Source organism: Pseudomonas sp. RSB 5.4 (assembly GCF_037126175.1).
Lineage (GTDB): Bacteria > Pseudomonadota > Gammaproteobacteria > Pseudomonadales > Pseudomonadaceae > Aquipseudomonas > Aquipseudomonas fluorescens_H.
This window is the reverse complement of the sequence record NZ_CP146986.1, coordinates 5,572,748-5,588,354: the sequence shown is the minus strand read 5'-3', so window position 1 is coordinate 5,588,354 and position 15,607 is coordinate 5,572,748. Positions and strand designations below refer to the sequence as shown.

Annotated in this window: 14 protein-coding genes and 1 pseudogene; 5 read left to right on the top strand and 10 right to left on the bottom strand. The window is 61.1% G+C overall.

The annotated features are described in order from the left end of the window. The first annotated feature begins 30 nt into the window (after nucleotides 1-30). Both V9L13_RS25065 and V9L13_RS25060 read left to right on the top strand, forming a co-directional pair. Nucleotides 31-1,092, top strand: a complete 1,062-nt coding sequence (locus V9L13_RS25065; protein WP_003221649.1) for a calcium/sodium antiporter — start codon at nucleotides 31-33, stop codon at nucleotides 1,090-1,092. After that, nucleotides 1,089-1,469, top strand: a complete 381-nt coding sequence (locus V9L13_RS25060) for a carboxymuconolactone decarboxylase family protein (RefSeq protein WP_027610831.1) — start codon at nucleotides 1,089-1,091, stop codon at nucleotides 1,467-1,469. Before V9L13_RS25065 ends, V9L13_RS25060 begins: the two co-directional genes overlap by 4 nt. Before the next feature lie 134 nt (nucleotides 1,470-1,603). On the opposite strand, the gene V9L13_RS25055 is transcribed toward V9L13_RS25060, so the two are convergent. The 5 genes from V9L13_RS25055 to kdgD all read right to left on the bottom strand — a co-directional run bounded on the left by V9L13_RS25055 (nucleotide 1,604) and on the right by kdgD (nucleotide 8,283). Further along, nucleotides 1,604-2,545: an AEC family transporter gene (locus V9L13_RS25055; protein WP_103485933.1), complete on the bottom strand. Its 942-nt coding sequence runs from the start codon at nucleotides 2,543-2,545 to the stop codon at nucleotides 1,604-1,606. Nucleotides 2,546-2,778: 233 nt separating this feature from the next. Continuing rightward, a complete protein-coding gene (gene garD / locus V9L13_RS25050; RefSeq protein WP_338800823.1) occupies nucleotides 2,779-4,332 on the bottom strand; it encodes a galactarate dehydratase in 1,554 nt (517 codons plus the stop codon). Nucleotides 4,333-4,343: 11 nt separating this feature from the next. After that, nucleotides 4,344-5,708 (bottom strand): MFS transporter, encoded by a 1,365-nt coding sequence (locus V9L13_RS25045; RefSeq protein WP_003221643.1) that lies wholly within the window; start codon nucleotides 5,706-5,708, stop codon nucleotides 4,344-4,346. A 158-nt stretch (nucleotides 5,709-5,866) separates the two neighbouring features. Continuing rightward, the gene (locus tag V9L13_RS25040) at nucleotides 5,867-7,312 is read right to left on the bottom strand and encodes an aldehyde dehydrogenase family protein (protein WP_338800822.1); all 1,446 of its coding nucleotides are present in this window, start codon (nucleotides 7,310-7,312) and stop codon (nucleotides 5,867-5,869) included. Nucleotides 7,313-7,371: 59 nt separating this feature from the next. Continuing rightward, nucleotides 7,372-8,283 carry a 5-dehydro-4-deoxyglucarate dehydratase gene (gene kdgD / locus V9L13_RS25035; RefSeq protein ID WP_338800821.1) on the bottom strand — a complete coding sequence of 304 codons (912 nt, stop codon included), beginning with the start codon at nucleotides 8,281-8,283 and terminating at the stop codon, nucleotides 7,372-7,374. A 237-nt stretch (nucleotides 8,284-8,520) separates the two neighbouring features. Between kdgD and V9L13_RS25030 the strand changes: the two genes are divergently transcribed. The 3 genes from V9L13_RS25030 (at nucleotide 8,521) to V9L13_RS25020 (ending at nucleotide 10,645) form a co-directional block, all read left to right on the top strand. Then, on the top strand, nucleotides 8,521-9,825 hold the full coding sequence (locus V9L13_RS25030; protein WP_338800820.1) for a phospholipase: 1,305 nt from the start codon (nucleotides 8,521-8,523) through the stop codon (nucleotides 9,823-9,825). Nucleotides 9,826-9,836: 11 nt separating this feature from the next. Next, entirely contained in the window at nucleotides 9,837-10,025 is a 189-nt protein-coding gene (locus V9L13_RS25025) for a hypothetical protein (RefSeq protein ID WP_103485928.1), read from the top strand. Nucleotides 10,026-10,291: 266 nt separating this feature from the next. Then, nucleotides 10,292-10,645: a hypothetical protein gene (locus tag V9L13_RS25020; RefSeq protein WP_338800819.1), complete on the top strand. Its 354-nt coding sequence runs from the start codon at nucleotides 10,292-10,294 to the stop codon at nucleotides 10,643-10,645. 4 nt (nucleotides 10,646-10,649) lie between these two features. Here the strand turns inward: V9L13_RS25020 and V9L13_RS25015 are convergent, their stop codons facing one another. The 5 genes and pseudogenes from V9L13_RS25015 to V9L13_RS24995 form a co-directional block, all read right to left on the bottom strand. Then, the gene (locus V9L13_RS25015; RefSeq protein ID WP_103485926.1) at nucleotides 10,650-11,396 is read right to left on the bottom strand and encodes a FadR/GntR family transcriptional regulator; all 747 of its coding nucleotides are present in this window, start codon (nucleotides 11,394-11,396) and stop codon (nucleotides 10,650-10,652) included. Between the two features lie 85 nt (nucleotides 11,397-11,481). Next, nucleotides 11,482-11,568 (bottom strand): annotated as a pseudogene (locus V9L13_RS25010) (metal ABC transporter ATP-binding protein); the annotation flags it as partial. A gap of 16 nt (nucleotides 11,569-11,584) precedes the next feature. Continuing rightward, on the bottom strand, nucleotides 11,585-13,312 hold the full coding sequence (locus V9L13_RS25005; protein WP_338800818.1) for an ABC transporter ATP-binding protein/permease: 1,728 nt from the start codon (nucleotides 13,310-13,312) through the stop codon (nucleotides 11,585-11,587). Nucleotides 13,313-13,408: 96 nt separating this feature from the next. After that, on the bottom strand, nucleotides 13,409-13,969 hold the full coding sequence (locus V9L13_RS25000; RefSeq protein WP_003221630.1) for a response regulator transcription factor: 561 nt from the start codon (nucleotides 13,967-13,969) through the stop codon (nucleotides 13,409-13,411). After that, nucleotides 13,962-15,224, bottom strand: a complete 1,263-nt coding sequence (locus tag V9L13_RS24995) for an ATP-binding protein (RefSeq protein WP_003221626.1) — start codon at nucleotides 15,222-15,224, stop codon at nucleotides 13,962-13,964. Before V9L13_RS24995 ends, V9L13_RS25000 begins: the two co-directional genes overlap by 8 nt. Between the last annotated feature and the right edge of the window lie 383 nt (nucleotides 15,225-15,607).

Genomic DNA, 15,607 nt, shown 5'->3' with positions numbered 1-15,607 from the left:
TTCGCGCTAGCCGATTTACCGCTGATCAACGTGATCGAACTGCTCAGTGGCCTGCTACTGCTGATCCTCGGCGCCGAACTGATGGTGCGCGCCGCCGTGCGTCTCGCCGCACGCTTGCATGTGCGACCACTGATCATCGGCCTGACCATCGTCGCCCTCGGCAGCAGTGCCCCGCAGATGGCAGTCAGCCTGCAAGCGACCCTCGCGCACAACCCCGACATCGCCGTCGGCAGCGTGATCGGCAGCAGCATCTTCAACATCCTCGTGACCCTCGGCCTGTCGGCACTGATCATTCCGTTGCGGGTTTCGCGACAACTGGTGCGTCTGGATATTCCGCTGATGATCGGCGCCAGTCTGCTGGTGTTCGTCCTCGCCTGGAATGAACAGATCAGCCGCTTCGACGGCGTCCTGCTGCTCGCCGCGCTGGCGTTGTATCTGGGCTTGCTGCTGCGCCAGTCGCGGCACTCGGCGCGCCCGCATTCGGAATTGCCGCAAACCCCGCAGGCGCCGTGGCTCAGCAGTCTGCTGATGATCGCTGTCGGGCTGGCGCTGCTGGTGTTCGCCGGGCATTTGCTGCTCGGCGCCGCCGTGGCGGTGGCGACCGATCTGGGCTTCTCCGAGCGGGTGATCGGCCTGACCGTGGTCGCGGTCGGCACCTCGCTGCCGGAACTCGCCACCTCATTGATAGCGGCACTGCGCGGGCAACGCGATATCGCCGTGGGCAACGTGATCGGCGCCAACCTGTTCAATCTGCTGGGAGTGCTCGGTATCACTGCGTTGATCGCGCCGACGCCGTTGTCGGTCTCGCCCAACGCGCTGGATTTCGACTTGCCGGTGATGCTCGGCGTCGCCGCGCTGTGCCTGCCAGTGTTCTATTCCGGCTACCGTGTGACCCGCGCCGAAGGTTTGTTACTGCTCGGTTTGTACCTGGCTTACGGGCTGCACGTGGTGTCGTTCACCACCGGCATGCCGCTGGCCGGCAAACTGGAAAAGCTGATGCTGTTTTACGTGCTGCCGACGCTGCTGGCGTTCCTGTTGTTCACGTCCGTACGCGCCTGGCGCCGCCAACACCACAAGAGGGATGTGCCATGACCGATTCGCAGAAAACCGGGGTTGAAATCCGCCGTCAGGTAATGGGCGATGCGTTCGTTGATCGCGCGCTGGGCAACGCCACCGAATTCACTCAGCCGTTGCAGGATTTCGTCAATGAGCACGCCTGGGGCGGCGTGTGGAATCGCGAAGGTCTGCCACTGAAAACCCGCAGCCTGATCACCCTCGCCGCGCTGACCGCGTTGAAGTGTCCGCAGGAATTGAAAGGCCACGTGCGTGGCGCGCTGAACAATGGCTGCACGGTCGAGGAGATTCGTGAAGCGTTGCTGCATTGCGCGGTGTACGCCGGGGTGCCGGCGGCGATTGATGCGTTTCGGGCGGCGCAGGAAGTGATCGATACCTATCAGAAACCTGAGTGACTGGACTGACGCCTTCGCGAGCAAGCCCGCTCCCACAGGGTTCTTTGGTGTTGTTGAAATCTGATTAACAACACAAAAACCTGTGGGAGCGGGCTTGCTCGCGAAGAGGCCCTGTCAGCCAGCGAAAATGTCAGTCAGATCCACCCACCCCACTGCAACAGAAAGATCCCGATATTGGTGGTCACCGCCGCCATCAGCGTGGTCATGACAATGATCGCCGCCGCCAGCTCATGATTGCCCTGCGCCGCCCGGGCCATGACGAAACTGGCTGCCGCCGTCGGGCTGCCGAAGTACAGAAACAGAATCCCCAGTTCCGCCCCCCGAAAACCCCACAGCCATGCACCGAGCGTCGCCAGCAGCGGCAGGCCGATCATCTTCACCAGGCTCGAACTCAGCGCCATGCTGCCGCTCTTGCGCAGCGCCGCCAGTGACAACGTGCCGCCAATGCAGATCAGCGCCAACGGCAAGGTGGTTTGTGCCAGATACTGCCCGGAGGTTTCCAGCCAGCCCGGCAGGCTGAGCTTGAACCAGGCAAACGGCGCCGCCGCGATCACGCTGATGATCAACGGATTGCTGAACACGCTTTTGCAGATGCTCCACGGATCGGACTTGATCACCGGGCTGTACACCGCGAGCACGATGGTCGACAGCGTGTTGTAGAACAGGATCACCAGCGCCGCGAGAATCGCCCCGAGGGAAATCCCGTAGTCGCCGTACATGCTCGCCGCCAGCGCCAGACCAATCACCCCGTTGTTGCCGCGAAACGCGCCCTGGGTGTAGATGCCGCGATCTTCACGCGGGCACTTGATGATCGCCCAGCCCCAGGCAAGGGCAAAACTCGCCAGCGTGGCGAGCGCAAAATAGATCAGCAGCGCCGGTTGCAGCGCGGCGTGCAGATCCGCATGCAGAATCCCCAGAAACAGCAGCGCCGGCATGCTGACGTTGAACACCAGCGCCGAGGCCGTGTGGATAAAGTTGTCGTTGATCCACTCGATACGCTTGAGCAACACCCCGAGGAACAGCATGGCGAACACCGGCGCGGTGATATTCAGAGTGTCGAGGAAGATTGCCAGCATGCCGGGGGAGCCTTTGGGTGAGCGTCGTCAGGGGCTAATGATAAGCCAGCGAGTCCTCCGGCGTCTGTCAGATTGCCTTCGCGAGCAAGCCCGCTCCCACAGAAAAACCACAGATCCAATGTGGGAGCGGTCACACCTGTGGCGAGGGAGCTTGCTCCCGCTGGGTCGCGAAGCGGCCCCAAAAGATGGGACTGCTTTGCAGTCCAGCGGGAGCAAGCTCCCTCGCCACAGGGTCAGGTAATCGGCGCCGGATTGAACAAGGTGATGTCGTTATGCAGCTTGTGCTTCTCCGCCCAGGTCTGCTGCTTGCCGCTCGCCACATCCAGGTAGTAGTGGAACAACTCCCAGCCCAATTCCTCGATGGTCGCGCGCCCGGTGGCGATCCGTCCGGCATCGATGTCGATCAGGTCCGGCCAGCGCTGCGCCAGTTCGGTCCGGGTCGAGACCTTGACCACCGGCGCCATCGCCAGGCCATACGGCGTGCCACGCCCGGTGGTGAACACATGCAGGTTCATCCCCGCTGCCAACTGCAAGGTGCCGCAGACAAAATCACTCGCCGGTGTTGCGCAGAAGATCAGGCCCTTGCGTTTGAAACGCTCGCCCGGGCCGAGCACGCCGTTGATCGCGCTGCTGCCGGATTTGACGATCGAACCCAGGGACTTCTCGACAATGTTCGACAACCCGCCCTTCTTGTTACCCGGCGTGGTGTTGGCGCTGCGATCTGCTTCGCCCTTGGCCAGATAGCGGTCGTACCAGTCCATCTCGCGCACCAGTTCCTGCGCCACGGTCTTGGTCTCGGCACGGGAGGTCAGCAGATAGATTGCATCGCGCACTTCGGTGACTTCGGAAAACATCACCGTCGCTCCTGCGCGCAGCAGCAAGTCCGAGGCATAACCCAGCGCCGGGTTGGCGGTGATTCCGGAGAACGCATCGCTGCCGCCGCACTGCATGCCGAGGATCAGCTCCGACGCCGGCACGGTTTCGCGGCGGCGCTGGTCGAGCTTCTTCAAACGGACTTCAGCCAGCGCCATGATCTGCTCGATCATCTCGGTAAAACCGTGGCTGGAATCCTGCAAGCGATAGAGCCACGGCTCGCTGAGATCCACCGAGGCGTCGTCCTCGTGCATCACCTGTCCGGCCTGCAATTTCTCGCAGCCCAGACTGATCACCAACGCTTCGCCGCCGAGGTTCGGGTTGCGCGCCAGATTGCGCACGGTGCGGATCGGGATGTACGCATCGGTGGCAGTGATCGCCACGCCACAACCGTAACTGTGGGTCAGCGCCACCACGTCATCGACGTGCGGGTATTTCGGCAGCAACTCGTCCTTGATGCGTTTCACCGCGTGATCGAGTACACCGGTCACGCACTGCACCGTGGTGGTGATCCCGAGGATGTTGCGCGTACCGACGGTGCCGTCGGCGTTGCGGTACCCCTCAAAGGTGAAACCTTCCAGCGGTGCCTGCGCGGCCGGTACTTCGGTGGACAGCGGCAGGCTGTCCAGCGGCGGCGCGGTCGGCATGCGCAGTTGATCTTCCTTGACCCAACTGCCGCGTGGAATCGGCTGCAACGCGTAGCCGATGGTCTGACCGTAGCGAATCACCTGACCGCCCTCGGGAATGTCTTCGAGGGTGACCTTGTGGCTCTGCGGCACAAAATCCACGGTCACCAGACCGTCCGGGAATTCGGTGCCGGCCGGTACGCCCTGGTCGTTGACCACAATCACTACGTTGTCCCGCTCATGCAGGCGGATGTAGCGCGGCGAGTCGGAATGTTCAATCAACTGCATGACGCCGCTCCTCAGGAATGCGCTTGAGACAATTTGCCGGTGATTTCAGAACCACCGTTGGTTGGCGGCTCTTTGAGCACCACACGTTTGATCGGACCGACGATCACCAGGTAGCTGAACACCGCCACCAGTGCGTTGGCGCCGACGAACACCAGTGCCCACTTGAACGAACCGGTGGAACTGATGATGTAGCCAATCACGATCGGTGTGGTGATCGATGCGATGTTGCCGAACATGTTGAACAAGCCACCACTGAGACCGGCGATCTGTTTCGGCGAAGTGTCGGAGACCACTGCCCAGCCCAGCGCACCCACGCCTTTGCCGAAGAACGCCAGGGCCATGAAGCCGACCACCATCCATTCGATGTCCACGTAATTGCAGGCGACGATGCTGCTCGACACCAGCAGACCGCCGATGATCGGTGCCTTGCGGGCGAAGGTCAGCGAATGTCCTTTGCGCAGCAGGTAATCGGAAATCACCCCGCCGAGTACGCCGCCGATGAAGCCGCAGATCGCCGGCAACGAGGCGATGAAACCCGCCTTGAGAATGGTCATGCCGCGCTCCTGCACCAGGTACACCGGGAACCAGGTCAGGAAGAAATAAGTGATGCCGTTGATACAGTACTGGCCCAGGTACACGCCGAGCATCATGCGGTTGGTAAGCAACTGGCGGATGTAATCCCACTTCGGCCCGTCCGACTTTTTGCCTTGCTTCTGATCCATGTCGACCATGCCGCCGTTGTCGGCGATGAACTGCACTTCGGCGTCGTTGGCCATCGGATGCTGGCGCGGGCTGTGGATAACCTTGAGCCAGATCAGCGAGAAGACAATGCCGAAACCGCCCATGACAATGAACACGTGTTCCCAGCCAAAGGTATAGACAATCCAGCCCATCAGCGGCGCGAACAGCACCGTGGCGAAGTATTGCGCCGAGTTGAAAATCGCCGAAGCGGTGCCACGTTCAGCCGTCGGGAACCACGCTGCGACAATTCGAGCGTTGCCGGGGAACGACGGCGCTTCGGCCAGGCCCACCAGAAAGCGCAGCATGAACAGCGCAACAATCGCCGTGGACATGCCGAACTCACCGACAAAGCCCTGCAGCACGGTGAACAGCGACCAGCAGAAAATGCTCAGGGCATAGACTTTTTTCGAGCCGAAGCGATCGAGCAGCCAGCCACCGGGGATCTGCCCGGCCACGTAGGCCCAACCGAAGGCGGAGAAGATATAACCAAGAGTGACCGCGTCGATGCCGAGGTCTTTTTGCAGGCTGGAACCGGCGATGGCGATGGTCGCGCGGTCGGCGTAGTTGATCGTGGTCACCAGAAACAACATGAGCAGGATCAAATAGCGGACGTGAGTCGGCTTGGACGGTTGCATGTAGATGTACTCCCACTGATTATTTTTATGCGCGGGTGAATCTTCTTTGGTGTTGCTTTTGTGGGAGCTGGCTTGCCGGCGATGGCATCACCGCGGTACGAGGACATATCGCGTCGTCCGCATCGCTGGCAAGCCAGCTCCCACAGGTATTGCGTGTATCAGGAACCGATGTAGCTGGTCTTCACGACCGTGTAGAACTCTTGTGCATAGCGGCCTTGCTCACGTGAGCCATAGGATGAACCCTTACGGCCACCGAACGGAACGTGGTAATCGACACCGGCGGTCGGCAGGTTGACCATGACCATCCCGGCTTGCGAGTGACGCTTGAAGTGGTTGGCGTACTTCAGCGAGGTGGTGGCGATACCGGCGGACAGGCCGAACTCGGTGTCGTTGGCCATCGCCAGCGCCGCCTCGTAATCGGCCACGCGAACAATGTTGGCCACCGGGCCGAAGATTTCTTCACGGCTGATGCGCATCGAGGCTTCGCTGTCGGCAAACAGCGTTGGCGCGAGGAAATAGCCCTCGGTGTCGCAGGTCACCAGACCACCACCGCTGACCAGACGTGCGCCTTCGCTCTGACCGATGTCGATGTACTTCATGTCCTGTTCCAGCTGCGCCTGCGACACCACTGGACCAATGTCGGTGCCGGATTTCAGCGCGTGGCCGACCTTGATCGACTTCATGCGTTCGGCCATCGCCTCGACGAATTTGTCGTGAATCCCGGCGGTGACGATCAAGCGGCTCGACGCCGTGCAACGCTGGCCGGTGGAGTAGAACGCGCTCTGCACCGACAGCTCGACCGCTTGCTTGAGGTCGGCGTCGTCGAGAATGATCTGCGGGTTCTTGCCGCCCATTTCCAGCTGCACCTTGGCCTGACGCGACACGCAACTGACCGCGATCTGCCGACCCACGCCAACCGAACCGGTGAAGCTGATGCCATCGACTTTCGGGCTGTTGACCAGCGCTTCGCCGACCACCCGCCCGCTGCCCATCACCAGGTTGAACACGCCGGCGGGGAAGCCTGCGCGGGAAATGATTTCCGCCAGTGCCCAGGCGCAGCCCGGCACCAGGTCCGCCGGTTTCAAGACCACGCAGTTGCCGTAGGCCAGCGCCGGGGCGATCTTCCATGCAGGGATGGCAATCGGGAAGTTCCACGGGGTGATCAGACCGACCACGCCGAGGGCTTCGTGGGTCACTTCGACATTGACGCCCGGGCGCACCGACGGCACGTAGTCTCCGGACAGACGCAGGCATTCACCGGCGAAGAATTTGAAGATGTTGCCGGCGCGGGTCACTTCGCCGATGGCTTCGGGCAGGGTCTTGCCCTCTTCCCGGGCCAGCAGGGTGCCGAGTTCTTCGCGACGGGCGAGGATTTCCGTGCCGACTTTATCCAGCGCATCGTGACGGGCCTGAATGCCGGACGTCGACCACGCCGGGAACGCGGCGCGGGCCGCATCGATGGCGGCGTGAACCTGAGTCAGATCAGCCTTGGCGTAGTCGCCGATGGTGTCGCTCAACTCGGACGGGTTGATGTTGGCCGAGTAATCGGCACCGGCGACCCATTCACCGTTGATGTAGTTGTCGTAACGCTTGAAATCAGCCACAGAAATTCTCCTCTCTACGCAAAAGCCGCTGATTGCTCAGCGGCCTTGTGGGTCCGTGTTTATTGCGCGCCTTGCTTGTCGATCAGCGCGGCGAGCATTTCGAATTCTTCGCCGGTCAGGTCGGTCAGCGGCGCCCGCACCGGGCCTGCGTCATAGCCGGCAATCTTGGCCCCGGCCTTGACGATGCTCACGGCGTAACCGGCTTTGCGGTTGCGGATGTCGAGGTACGGCAGGAAGAAGTCGTCGATGATTTTGCCGACGGTGGCGTGATCGTCGCGGGCAATCGCGTGGTAGAAATCCATCGCGGTTTTCGGAATGAAGTTGAACACCGCCGACGAGTAAACCGGCACGCCCAGCGCCTTGTAGGCGGCGGCGTAGACTTCAGCGGTCGGCAGGCCGCCGAGGTAGCTGAAGCGATCGCCGAGGCGACGACGGATCGACACCATCAACTCGATATCGCCCAGACCGTCCTTGTAGCCGATCAGGTTCGGGCAGCGCTCGGCCAGACGTTCCAGCAGCGCCGCGTTCAGGCGGCAGACGTTGCGGTTGTAGACCACCACACCGATGCTCACCGATTTGCACACGGCTTCAACGTGGGCGGCAACGCCGTCCTGACTCGCTTCGGTCAGGTAGTGCGGCAGCAGCAACAGGCCTTTGGCGCCCAGACGCTCGGCTTCCTGTGCGTATTCGATGGCCTGACGGGTCGAACCGCCGACACCGGCCAGAATCGGCACGCTGCTGGCGCAGGTATCGACCGCAGTCTTGATGATCTCCGAGTATTCGCTGGCTGCCAGGGAGAAGAACTCACCGGTGCCACCGGCGGCGAACAGTGCCGAAGCGCCATACGGGGCCAGCCATTCCAGACGCTTGATGTAGCCGGCGCGGTTGAAATCGCCCTGGGCGTTGAAATCGGTGACCGGGAACGACAACAGACCGGCGGAGAGGATGGACTTCAGTTCTTGTGGATTCATTTTTCGAACACCCTGGGTAGCAACATTTTTTGTGAGTTTTATGATTCAGCCAGCGCTGAAGTTGTAGGTCATCGTACAACTTAAAAGACAACCGTCAACTGCATTTCATCGTTGCCCCACGCTTTTTGTCGGACAAGATCCCTTCTTGACGTAGGAAAAATCTGGTCTAGGCTCGATTAGGCTGTATATCCATACAGTTAAAAATAAATCCATCGACGGCATATCAAGGAGCAAGAAATGTCCGGACCGCACCCAAAACCACAGGAAAGACCCAAACCGCTGATCGCTCGTTTCGATGATCTTTTCACGGAAAACGGCATCCACTTCAGCGCCGACAATCCGCATCTGGTGTTGCACATCGCCGACGCCCACAGCGATGTCGAACCGCTAAGCGCCCCGCCCGGCAACACCCTCAAAGGCAAGCCCAAACTGCGCTTCGAAGGTGGCGAGCACACGGCCATCGGCGACAACACCCTGCTGCGCCTTGCTGAAAACGCTGAACCGATCCGCGCGCAAAACGTGCCCTTGCACCTGCCCAACGGCCTCGCGCTGACCTACGGTCAGGTGCTGGCGCTGGGCGGTGATTTCTACGGCGTGGTTGATCGACCGATCAACGAAGGTGCGACCCCGGCCGATCGCCTGAACCGGTTCAATGCCGCCTTCGACTCCCTCGCAGTACTCCCGGCCTCGCGCGCCGAGGCCACGCAGATTCTCGCGGTCATGCAAAAAGAGATCGACGCGGTTAAACAAGCGATCCAGGACGGTAAACCGGCGCACGAAGCCTACGACGCACTGGGAGATACGTTGTCCGAAGAGTGGAACAGGATCACCGGTGGCGGCAGTTTCGTCTCCGCGCTGATCCCGCTCGGGCGTTATCTGAAACTGGCGGCGAACAACGCCGACCACTTCGGCGAATGGGCAAGACTGGCCTATATCGCCGGTCACACCGCCGCCCTGCAAACCGCCATCGCCGCCCGCGCCAGTCAGGATAAACAGCAAACGGAGCGCGCCTACGCGATGAACGCGTTTGCCGACCACTTCCTCACCGACCTGTTCTCATCCGGCCACTTGCGAGTACCGCGCAAGGAGCTTGCCGCGGTGGTGACCCCGAGCGATCTGGGTTCACTGATCACCCGTTTCATGCACGACGAGGACAGCAAATTCGGCCTCAAGGTGGGTAACGCCCATGGCGATCAATGGCGCGCGTACGGCGACAAGCGCTACTTCGAAGCCAGCGACGCGGACAACCGCACCCAGGTCAATCTGGCGGTGCAGGCCTCGGCGGATGAGGTGTTTGCCGCTTACTTGAGCGGCACGCTGCCCGCCCCGTCCACATTCGCCGCACTGCAACGCGTGCCCGACCTGACGGCGGTGCTGAATATTTCCAATAACTTCGCGCCGCTGTTCCGCGTCGAGGGCGGCAAAGTCTTGCGCCGCAAAGATGTGAACAACCTCAACGACACCGCCACCGTCGACAACTGGTGGGGCTGGAGCACCTACCTGCTGCTCAAGGACTATCACCCGAGCGGCAACGTCAATTAAGGAGAATGGGCATGACGATCAAATTGAAACTGGAACTGGCGTCGGGGCAATCGCTGCAAGGTGCGCCGCTGGAGTTGCTGGCCGATGGCAAGCCGATTGCGCGGGGGGTTGTGGATCAATCAGGCGAAGTGGCGTTTGCTGCCAAGCCGGGTAAAGCGAAACTGGCGGTGAGGGTGGATCGCTCGATATTGCCGCGCTGAATTCACCGGCCCCTTCGCGAGCAAGCCCGCTCCCACAGTTGAAATGCATTCCAGAGTGGGCGCGGGCTTGCTCGCGATGGCAGTTTTTCCGATAGCGCAAACCTCGAGTGATTACGACCGTTCGTCGAGACTGGTATTTCTTACAGGTGCCGGCGTAATCCGCTTCCGGCTTCAATGTTCAAGGAGTTAACGAACCGGCTCCGCCAGGTAACGCCGTAATCAGCGTGCCTTGAACGGTTTGATGGATATTGAAACGGAGTTTGATCATGACTGCACAAGCTAAAGCTTTGGCTGCGCCAAGTCTCAGGGAAGCAGAAGACGGAAAACTTTATGTTGGCAAACTGACGGGAGATGCCCACGGAGAAGTGCCGCCCTACCCTCATGCATCTGTCGGTGACGGAATTACTTTTCATGTAGTGACCACCTCCGGTACCACGTGGCAACACCATCACGTACTGACTGCGCCCGAGTTAGGAATGCAAATCACTTTCTCAATCCCCAAAGATGTTTTTGAAAAGAAACTGACTCCCGAAGCGACTGCCGATCTCCACTACATCACTAAACGTCTCAATCAGGAGCCTGAGAAATCACCGACTCTGCACATTAAACTGGAGCTGTAACCTTTCACCCCTGCGCCTGCGCCTCTTCATGGGCCTGGCGCAGTCTCTCGCGGCTGTTGGTCAAATGCAGACGCATCGCCGCCCGCGCCGCATCGGCATCCTGGCGGGCAATCGCTTCGTAGATTTCCTCGTGCTCGCGGCTCAGGCGGTTCATGTAGTGCTGCTGATCGTCATGCGCAAGGCGCGCCGAATTCAGCCGTGTACGCGGAATGATGCTGGTGCCCAGGTGGGTCATGATGTCGGTGAAGTAGCGGTTGCCGGTGGACAGAGCGATTTCCAGGTGGAAAGCGAAGTCCGAGGCCACCGCATCGCTGGCGTGGGCCACGCTGTCGTTCAGCGCATCGAGGGCGGCGCGCATGGTTGCCAGTTGTTCGGGGCTGCGGCGTTGCGCGGCGAGGCCGGCGGACTCCACTTCCAGGCTGATGCGCAATTCGAGAATCGCCAGCACATCACGCAACGTGACGACCGTCGCCGGGTCGATGCGAAAACCGCTGGGGCTCGGCGTGTCCAGCACAAACGTGCCGATGCCATGGCGGGTTTCCACCTGGCCAGCGGCCTGCAAGCGGGAAATCGCCTCACGCACCACGGTGCGGCTGACGCCATGTTCCTGCATGATCGCCGACTCGGTGGGCAGCTTGTCGCCGCGCTTGAGCAGACCGTCGCGGATCTGCTCGGTCAGCACCGTCACCAGCTCCTGGGCGAGGCTGCGGCGCTTGCGCGGGAGGCGTGGGGTGTCGATCGGGTTTTCCATGGTCTACGTCTGGTCTCGAAATTCGGCTTGGTGGGCATCATAGCGCAGGCGGGTTGTACGATCACTTACCACGCGTACCCCCCAGTGGGAGCGGGCTTGCTCGCGAAGGCGGTGTGTCAGGCAACCGATTTGTCGACTGAATGGACGCCTTCGCGAGCAAGCCCGCTCCCACTGGGGAATGGTGGTGATCAGGCGGTCACGGCCTGCTCCACCAGATGCCCGCTGTCGATGCGCACATGGCGTGGATGGAAACGCTTGAGGCTGCTGCGGTGGCCGACGCTAACGATGCTCAGCCCCGGTAACTGATCGATCAGCGCCTGATACAGCGTCGCTTCATCCTCTTCATCCATCGCCGACGTCGCTTCGTCCATATACAGCCATTGCGGTGCGTAAAGCATGGCGCGGGCGAAGGCCAGACGTTGCTGTTCACCCGGTGACAGCATGCGCTGCCAGTGATTGGCTTCGTCCAGACGTGCGACCAGATGCGGCAGTCGGCAGATTTCCAGCACCTCGACGTAGCGCTCCGGCGCGTAGGTGTCGCCCGGTTGTGGATAACTCAACGCCTCGCGCAGGGTGCCGATCGGCAGATACGGCTTCTGCGGCAGGAACAGATAACGCGCCGCCGGCAAGCGGATGTTGCCGTGGCCCGCCGGCCACAAGTGCCCCATCGCCCGCAGCAGGGTCGATTTACCGCTGCCGGAGCGGCCGCTGAGCATCACCCGCTCGCCCGGCTCCACCGTCATGTCGGCATTGGTCAACAGGTGACGACCGTCGGCCAGATCCAGACCGAGGTTATGCACTTTCAACTCACGGCCCTGATTCTGCACGTCGATGGCTGGGATGCGCTCTTCGTTATCGGTCATGGCCTGCCGGAAACTCAGCAGACGATCGCAGGTGGCGCGCCAGGACGCGAGGCTCTGGTAAGCGCTGATGAACCAGCTGAAGCTCTCCTGGACGTTGCCGAATGCCGAGCTGATCTGCATCAGCTCACCGAGTTCGATCTTGCCGGCGAGGTAACGCGGCGAGGCCACGATAAAGGGGAAGATGATGGCCGCCTGGCTGTAACCGGCGGTGAAGAATGTCAGGCGCTTGGACACTTTCATGATGTCCCAGAAGTTGTGCCAGACATTGCCGAAACGGCCGCTCAAGCGACGGTTTTCATTCGGTTCGCCGTTGTACAACGCAATGCTCTCGGCATTTTCGCGAATCCGCACCATGGAAAAACGCAGGTCGGCTTCAAAGCGTTGTTGTTGGTTGTTCAGGCCGATCAAGCGACGACCGATCAAGTGCGTCAGCCAGCTGCCCACCACGGCGTAGACCAGCACGCACCAGAACATGTAGCCGGGAATGGTGATGCCATAGACTTCGATGCTGCCCGACACGCCCCACAAAATGATCGAGAACGACACCAGGCTGACGATATTGCGCAGCAGGCCGATCCCCAGCTCAAGGGTATTGGAGGTGAAGTTGTTGAGGTCTTCGGAAATCCGCTGGTCCGGGTTATCGGTGTAACCGCCCTGCTCCAGCTGGTAGTAATTCTTGTCGGCAAGCCAACGGGAGAAATGTTTTTCGGTAAGCCAGGCCCGCCAGCGAATCGTCAGCATCTGGGTCAGATAGAGCCTGTACACGGCGCCGATAATCGCCACGGCCGCAATGCCGCAAAAGTACAGAATCAAGCGCCAGAACGCCGCTTCATCCTTCTTTTGCAGGGCGTTGTAGAAGTCCTTGTACCAGGTGTTGAACCACACCGAGATGCCCACGCTCAGCAACGAGAGCGCGATCACCGCAATCAGCAGCGTCCAGGCCTTGCCCTTCTCTTCGCTGCGCCAGTAAGGCGTGATGATCGCCCACACCTTGCGAAAAAACTGCCCGCGCACAGCATCGTTGACCGCGGAATATTCAGCGTTCTGATTCATGGAAAAGGCTCGATAAAGAAAAGAACAGACACGCACCGATCATAGTTGATCGGTGCGCGTTATCGCGAGAGCTGGCGATGGCCGTTCAGCGCAGGTTCAGCGACGAACCGGGCGCTTCTGCAGTTTGCGCTGCAGGGTGCGGCGGTGCATGCCCAGGGCGCGGGCAGTGGCGGAAATGTTGCCTTCGTGTTCGGTCAGCACACGCTGGATGTGCTCCCACTGCAGACGGTCAACCGACATCGGGTTTTCCGGCACCAGGCTGTCGAGGTCGGCGTGCTCGGAGAGCAGCGCGGCCAGTACGTCGTCGGCGTCGGCCGGTTTGCACAGGTAGTTGCAGGCGCCGCGCTTGATCGCTTCGACCGCGGTGGCAATGCTCGAATAACCGGTGAGGATCACCACGCGCATTTCCGGATCCAGTTCCAGCAGCTTGGGCAGCAGCACCAGGCCGGAGTCGCCGTCCATTTTCAGGTCCAGCGCGGCATAGTCCGGCAGGTCGGCCTGGGCGATGGTCAGGCCTTCCTCGGCGGAACCGGCGGTGCTGACGCGAAAGCCACGACGGGCCATGGCACGGGCCATCACTCGGGTGAAGGTCGCGTCGTCGTCGACCAGCAGCAAATGCGGCAGTTCTTCGCCTTCGACTTGGATTTCGTCACTCATGTTGGTCTCCTCGGGCGCCGTGGGGCAGGCGCAGCTCGGTGAGCGTGCCGCCTTCCTCATGACTATAGAGTTTCACTGAGCCGCCGGCGCGTGTCACGCTGGCCTTGCTCAAAAACAGGCCCAGGCCGAAACCTTTGCCCTTGGTGGTAAAAAACGGTTTGCCGATCTGCTCGGCGATGGCCAGCGGCACACCGGCGCCGTGGTCACGAATGCTGATGGTCACGGTTTCCGCGTCCCAGTCCAGCGTCACCTGGAGATTTTCCGGGCAAGCGTCGGCGGCATTGTTCAGCAGGTTGAGCAGCGCCTGGGTCAGATCCGGCGGCGGCGCCATGCGCGGCACGCTGCCCTGGCCGAGACGCTGGAAGCGATAACTGGCTTCCGGACGCATCAGGTGCCAGCGGTTCAGCGCTTCGTCGAGCCATTGAGTGACGTCCTGCATCTCCACGGCCATACGCCGGTTGGCCTCGGCGGCGCGCACCAATTGTTGCAGGGTCTCTTTGCACAGTTTGACCTGATCCTGCAGCACCTTCAGATCGTCCTGCAACATCGCGTCGGGATGATCCTGCTGCATCTCCTTGAGCAACACGCTCATGGTCGCCAGCGGCGTGCCGAGCTCATGTGCGGCGCCGGCCGCCTGGGTGGCGACGGCCAGCAACTGCTGATCGCGCAGGCCTTCTTCGCGGCGAATCGCCCGCAACTCTTCCTGACGACGCAGCTCTTCAGCCATGCGCGCAGCGAAAAACGTGATCACCGCAGCGGCCAGCGCGAAGCTCAGCCACATGCCGTAGATCTGCAGGTTCTCGCGGGCCACCGGCAGAGTTTCCAACGGGTAGAAACGCGTGAGCATCACGGTGTACAGCGCCAGCGCAATACCCGACAGAATCACCGAATAACGCCATGGCAATGTCACCGCCGCGATGGTCAGCGGCACCAGATAATAGGAAACGAACGGGTTGGTCGAACCGCCGGAGAAATACAGCAACGCACTGTGGATCACCAGATCGCAGGCCAGTTGCAGGGCGTATTCGAGTTCAGTCACCGGCCATGAAGTACGCAGGCGCACGGCGGTGAACACACACAGCAGAATCGAGCAGCCAAGGGTCATCGCCAGTTGCACCCACGGCAACGGCAGCAGTTGCAGCCAGTAAGCCAGGCCGACGGAACCGGCCTGCGCGGCGAGCACCAGGGTGCGGATGAACGTCAGCCGCCAGAGGTTCTGGCGAGTGGCGGAAGTCAGTTGTACGGGGGCGAGCATGAGCTCTCCTGATGAGCGCTCCAGGCGGATCGCACGGAGTATAACCAAGCCACGCCTTTGAGAGGCGAAAGTGCGGCAAATGACCACATGGCGTTGCCGAAAAATTGGTCTACCCCGCATGGCTGCCCGAGATCACCTGTGGCGAGGGAGCTTGCTCCCGCTCGGCTGCGAAGCAGTCGTAAATCCGGTATCTCCGGTATTTCTGGCAGATCACGGTTGCCGGGTTTGGGACTGCTTCGCAGTCCAGCGGGAGCAAGCTCCCTCGCCACAAGAGCGCACTCGACTCAGGATCTGCGGTGATCCCGGCCATCTGTATAGAAGTTGTAACTGGGCGAACCGGATCGCAGAAGCTAGAGTCTGATGGTTTCACGCAGGCCCCCGAT

What these genes read in the sequence shown, in the direction of transcription:
- V9L13_RS25045 (WP_003221643.1), bottom strand. Translation starts at nt 5,708, where the DNA reads ATGCAACCGTCCAAGCCGACTCACGTCCGCTATTTGATCCTGCTCATG.
- V9L13_RS25005 (WP_338800818.1), bottom strand. Translation starts at nt 13,312, where the DNA reads ATGAATCAGAACGCTGAATATTCCGCGGTCAACGATGCTGTGCGCGGG.
- V9L13_RS25020 (WP_338800819.1), top strand. Translation starts at nt 10,292, where the DNA reads ATGACTGCACAAGCTAAAGCTTTGGCTGCGCCAAGTCTCAGGGAAGCA.
- garD (WP_338800823.1), bottom strand. Translation starts at nt 4,332, where the DNA reads ATGCAGTTGATTGAACATTCCGACTCGCCGCGCTACATCCGCCTGCAT.
- V9L13_RS25015 (WP_103485926.1), bottom strand. Translation starts at nt 11,396, where the DNA reads ATGGAAAACCCGATCGACACCCCACGCCTCCCGCGCAAGCGCCGCAGC.
- V9L13_RS25030 (WP_338800820.1), top strand. Translation starts at nt 8,521, where the DNA reads ATGTCCGGACCGCACCCAAAACCACAGGAAAGACCCAAACCGCTGATC.
- V9L13_RS25025 (WP_103485928.1), top strand. Translation starts at nt 9,837, where the DNA reads ATGACGATCAAATTGAAACTGGAACTGGCGTCGGGGCAATCGCTGCAA.
- V9L13_RS24995 (WP_003221626.1), bottom strand. Translation starts at nt 15,224, where the DNA reads ATGCTCGCCCCCGTACAACTGACTTCCGCCACTCGCCAGAACCTCTGG.
- kdgD (WP_338800821.1), bottom strand. Translation starts at nt 8,283, where the DNA reads ATGAATCCACAAGAACTGAAGTCCATCCTCTCCGCCGGTCTGTTGTCG.
- V9L13_RS25055 (WP_103485933.1), bottom strand. Translation starts at nt 2,545, where the DNA reads ATGCTGGCAATCTTCCTCGACACTCTGAATATCACCGCGCCGGTGTTC.
- V9L13_RS25060 (WP_027610831.1), top strand. Translation starts at nt 1,089, where the DNA reads ATGACCGATTCGCAGAAAACCGGGGTTGAAATCCGCCGTCAGGTAATG.
- V9L13_RS25000 (WP_003221630.1), bottom strand. Translation starts at nt 13,969, where the DNA reads ATGAGTGACGAAATCCAAGTCGAAGGCGAAGAACTGCCGCATTTGCTG.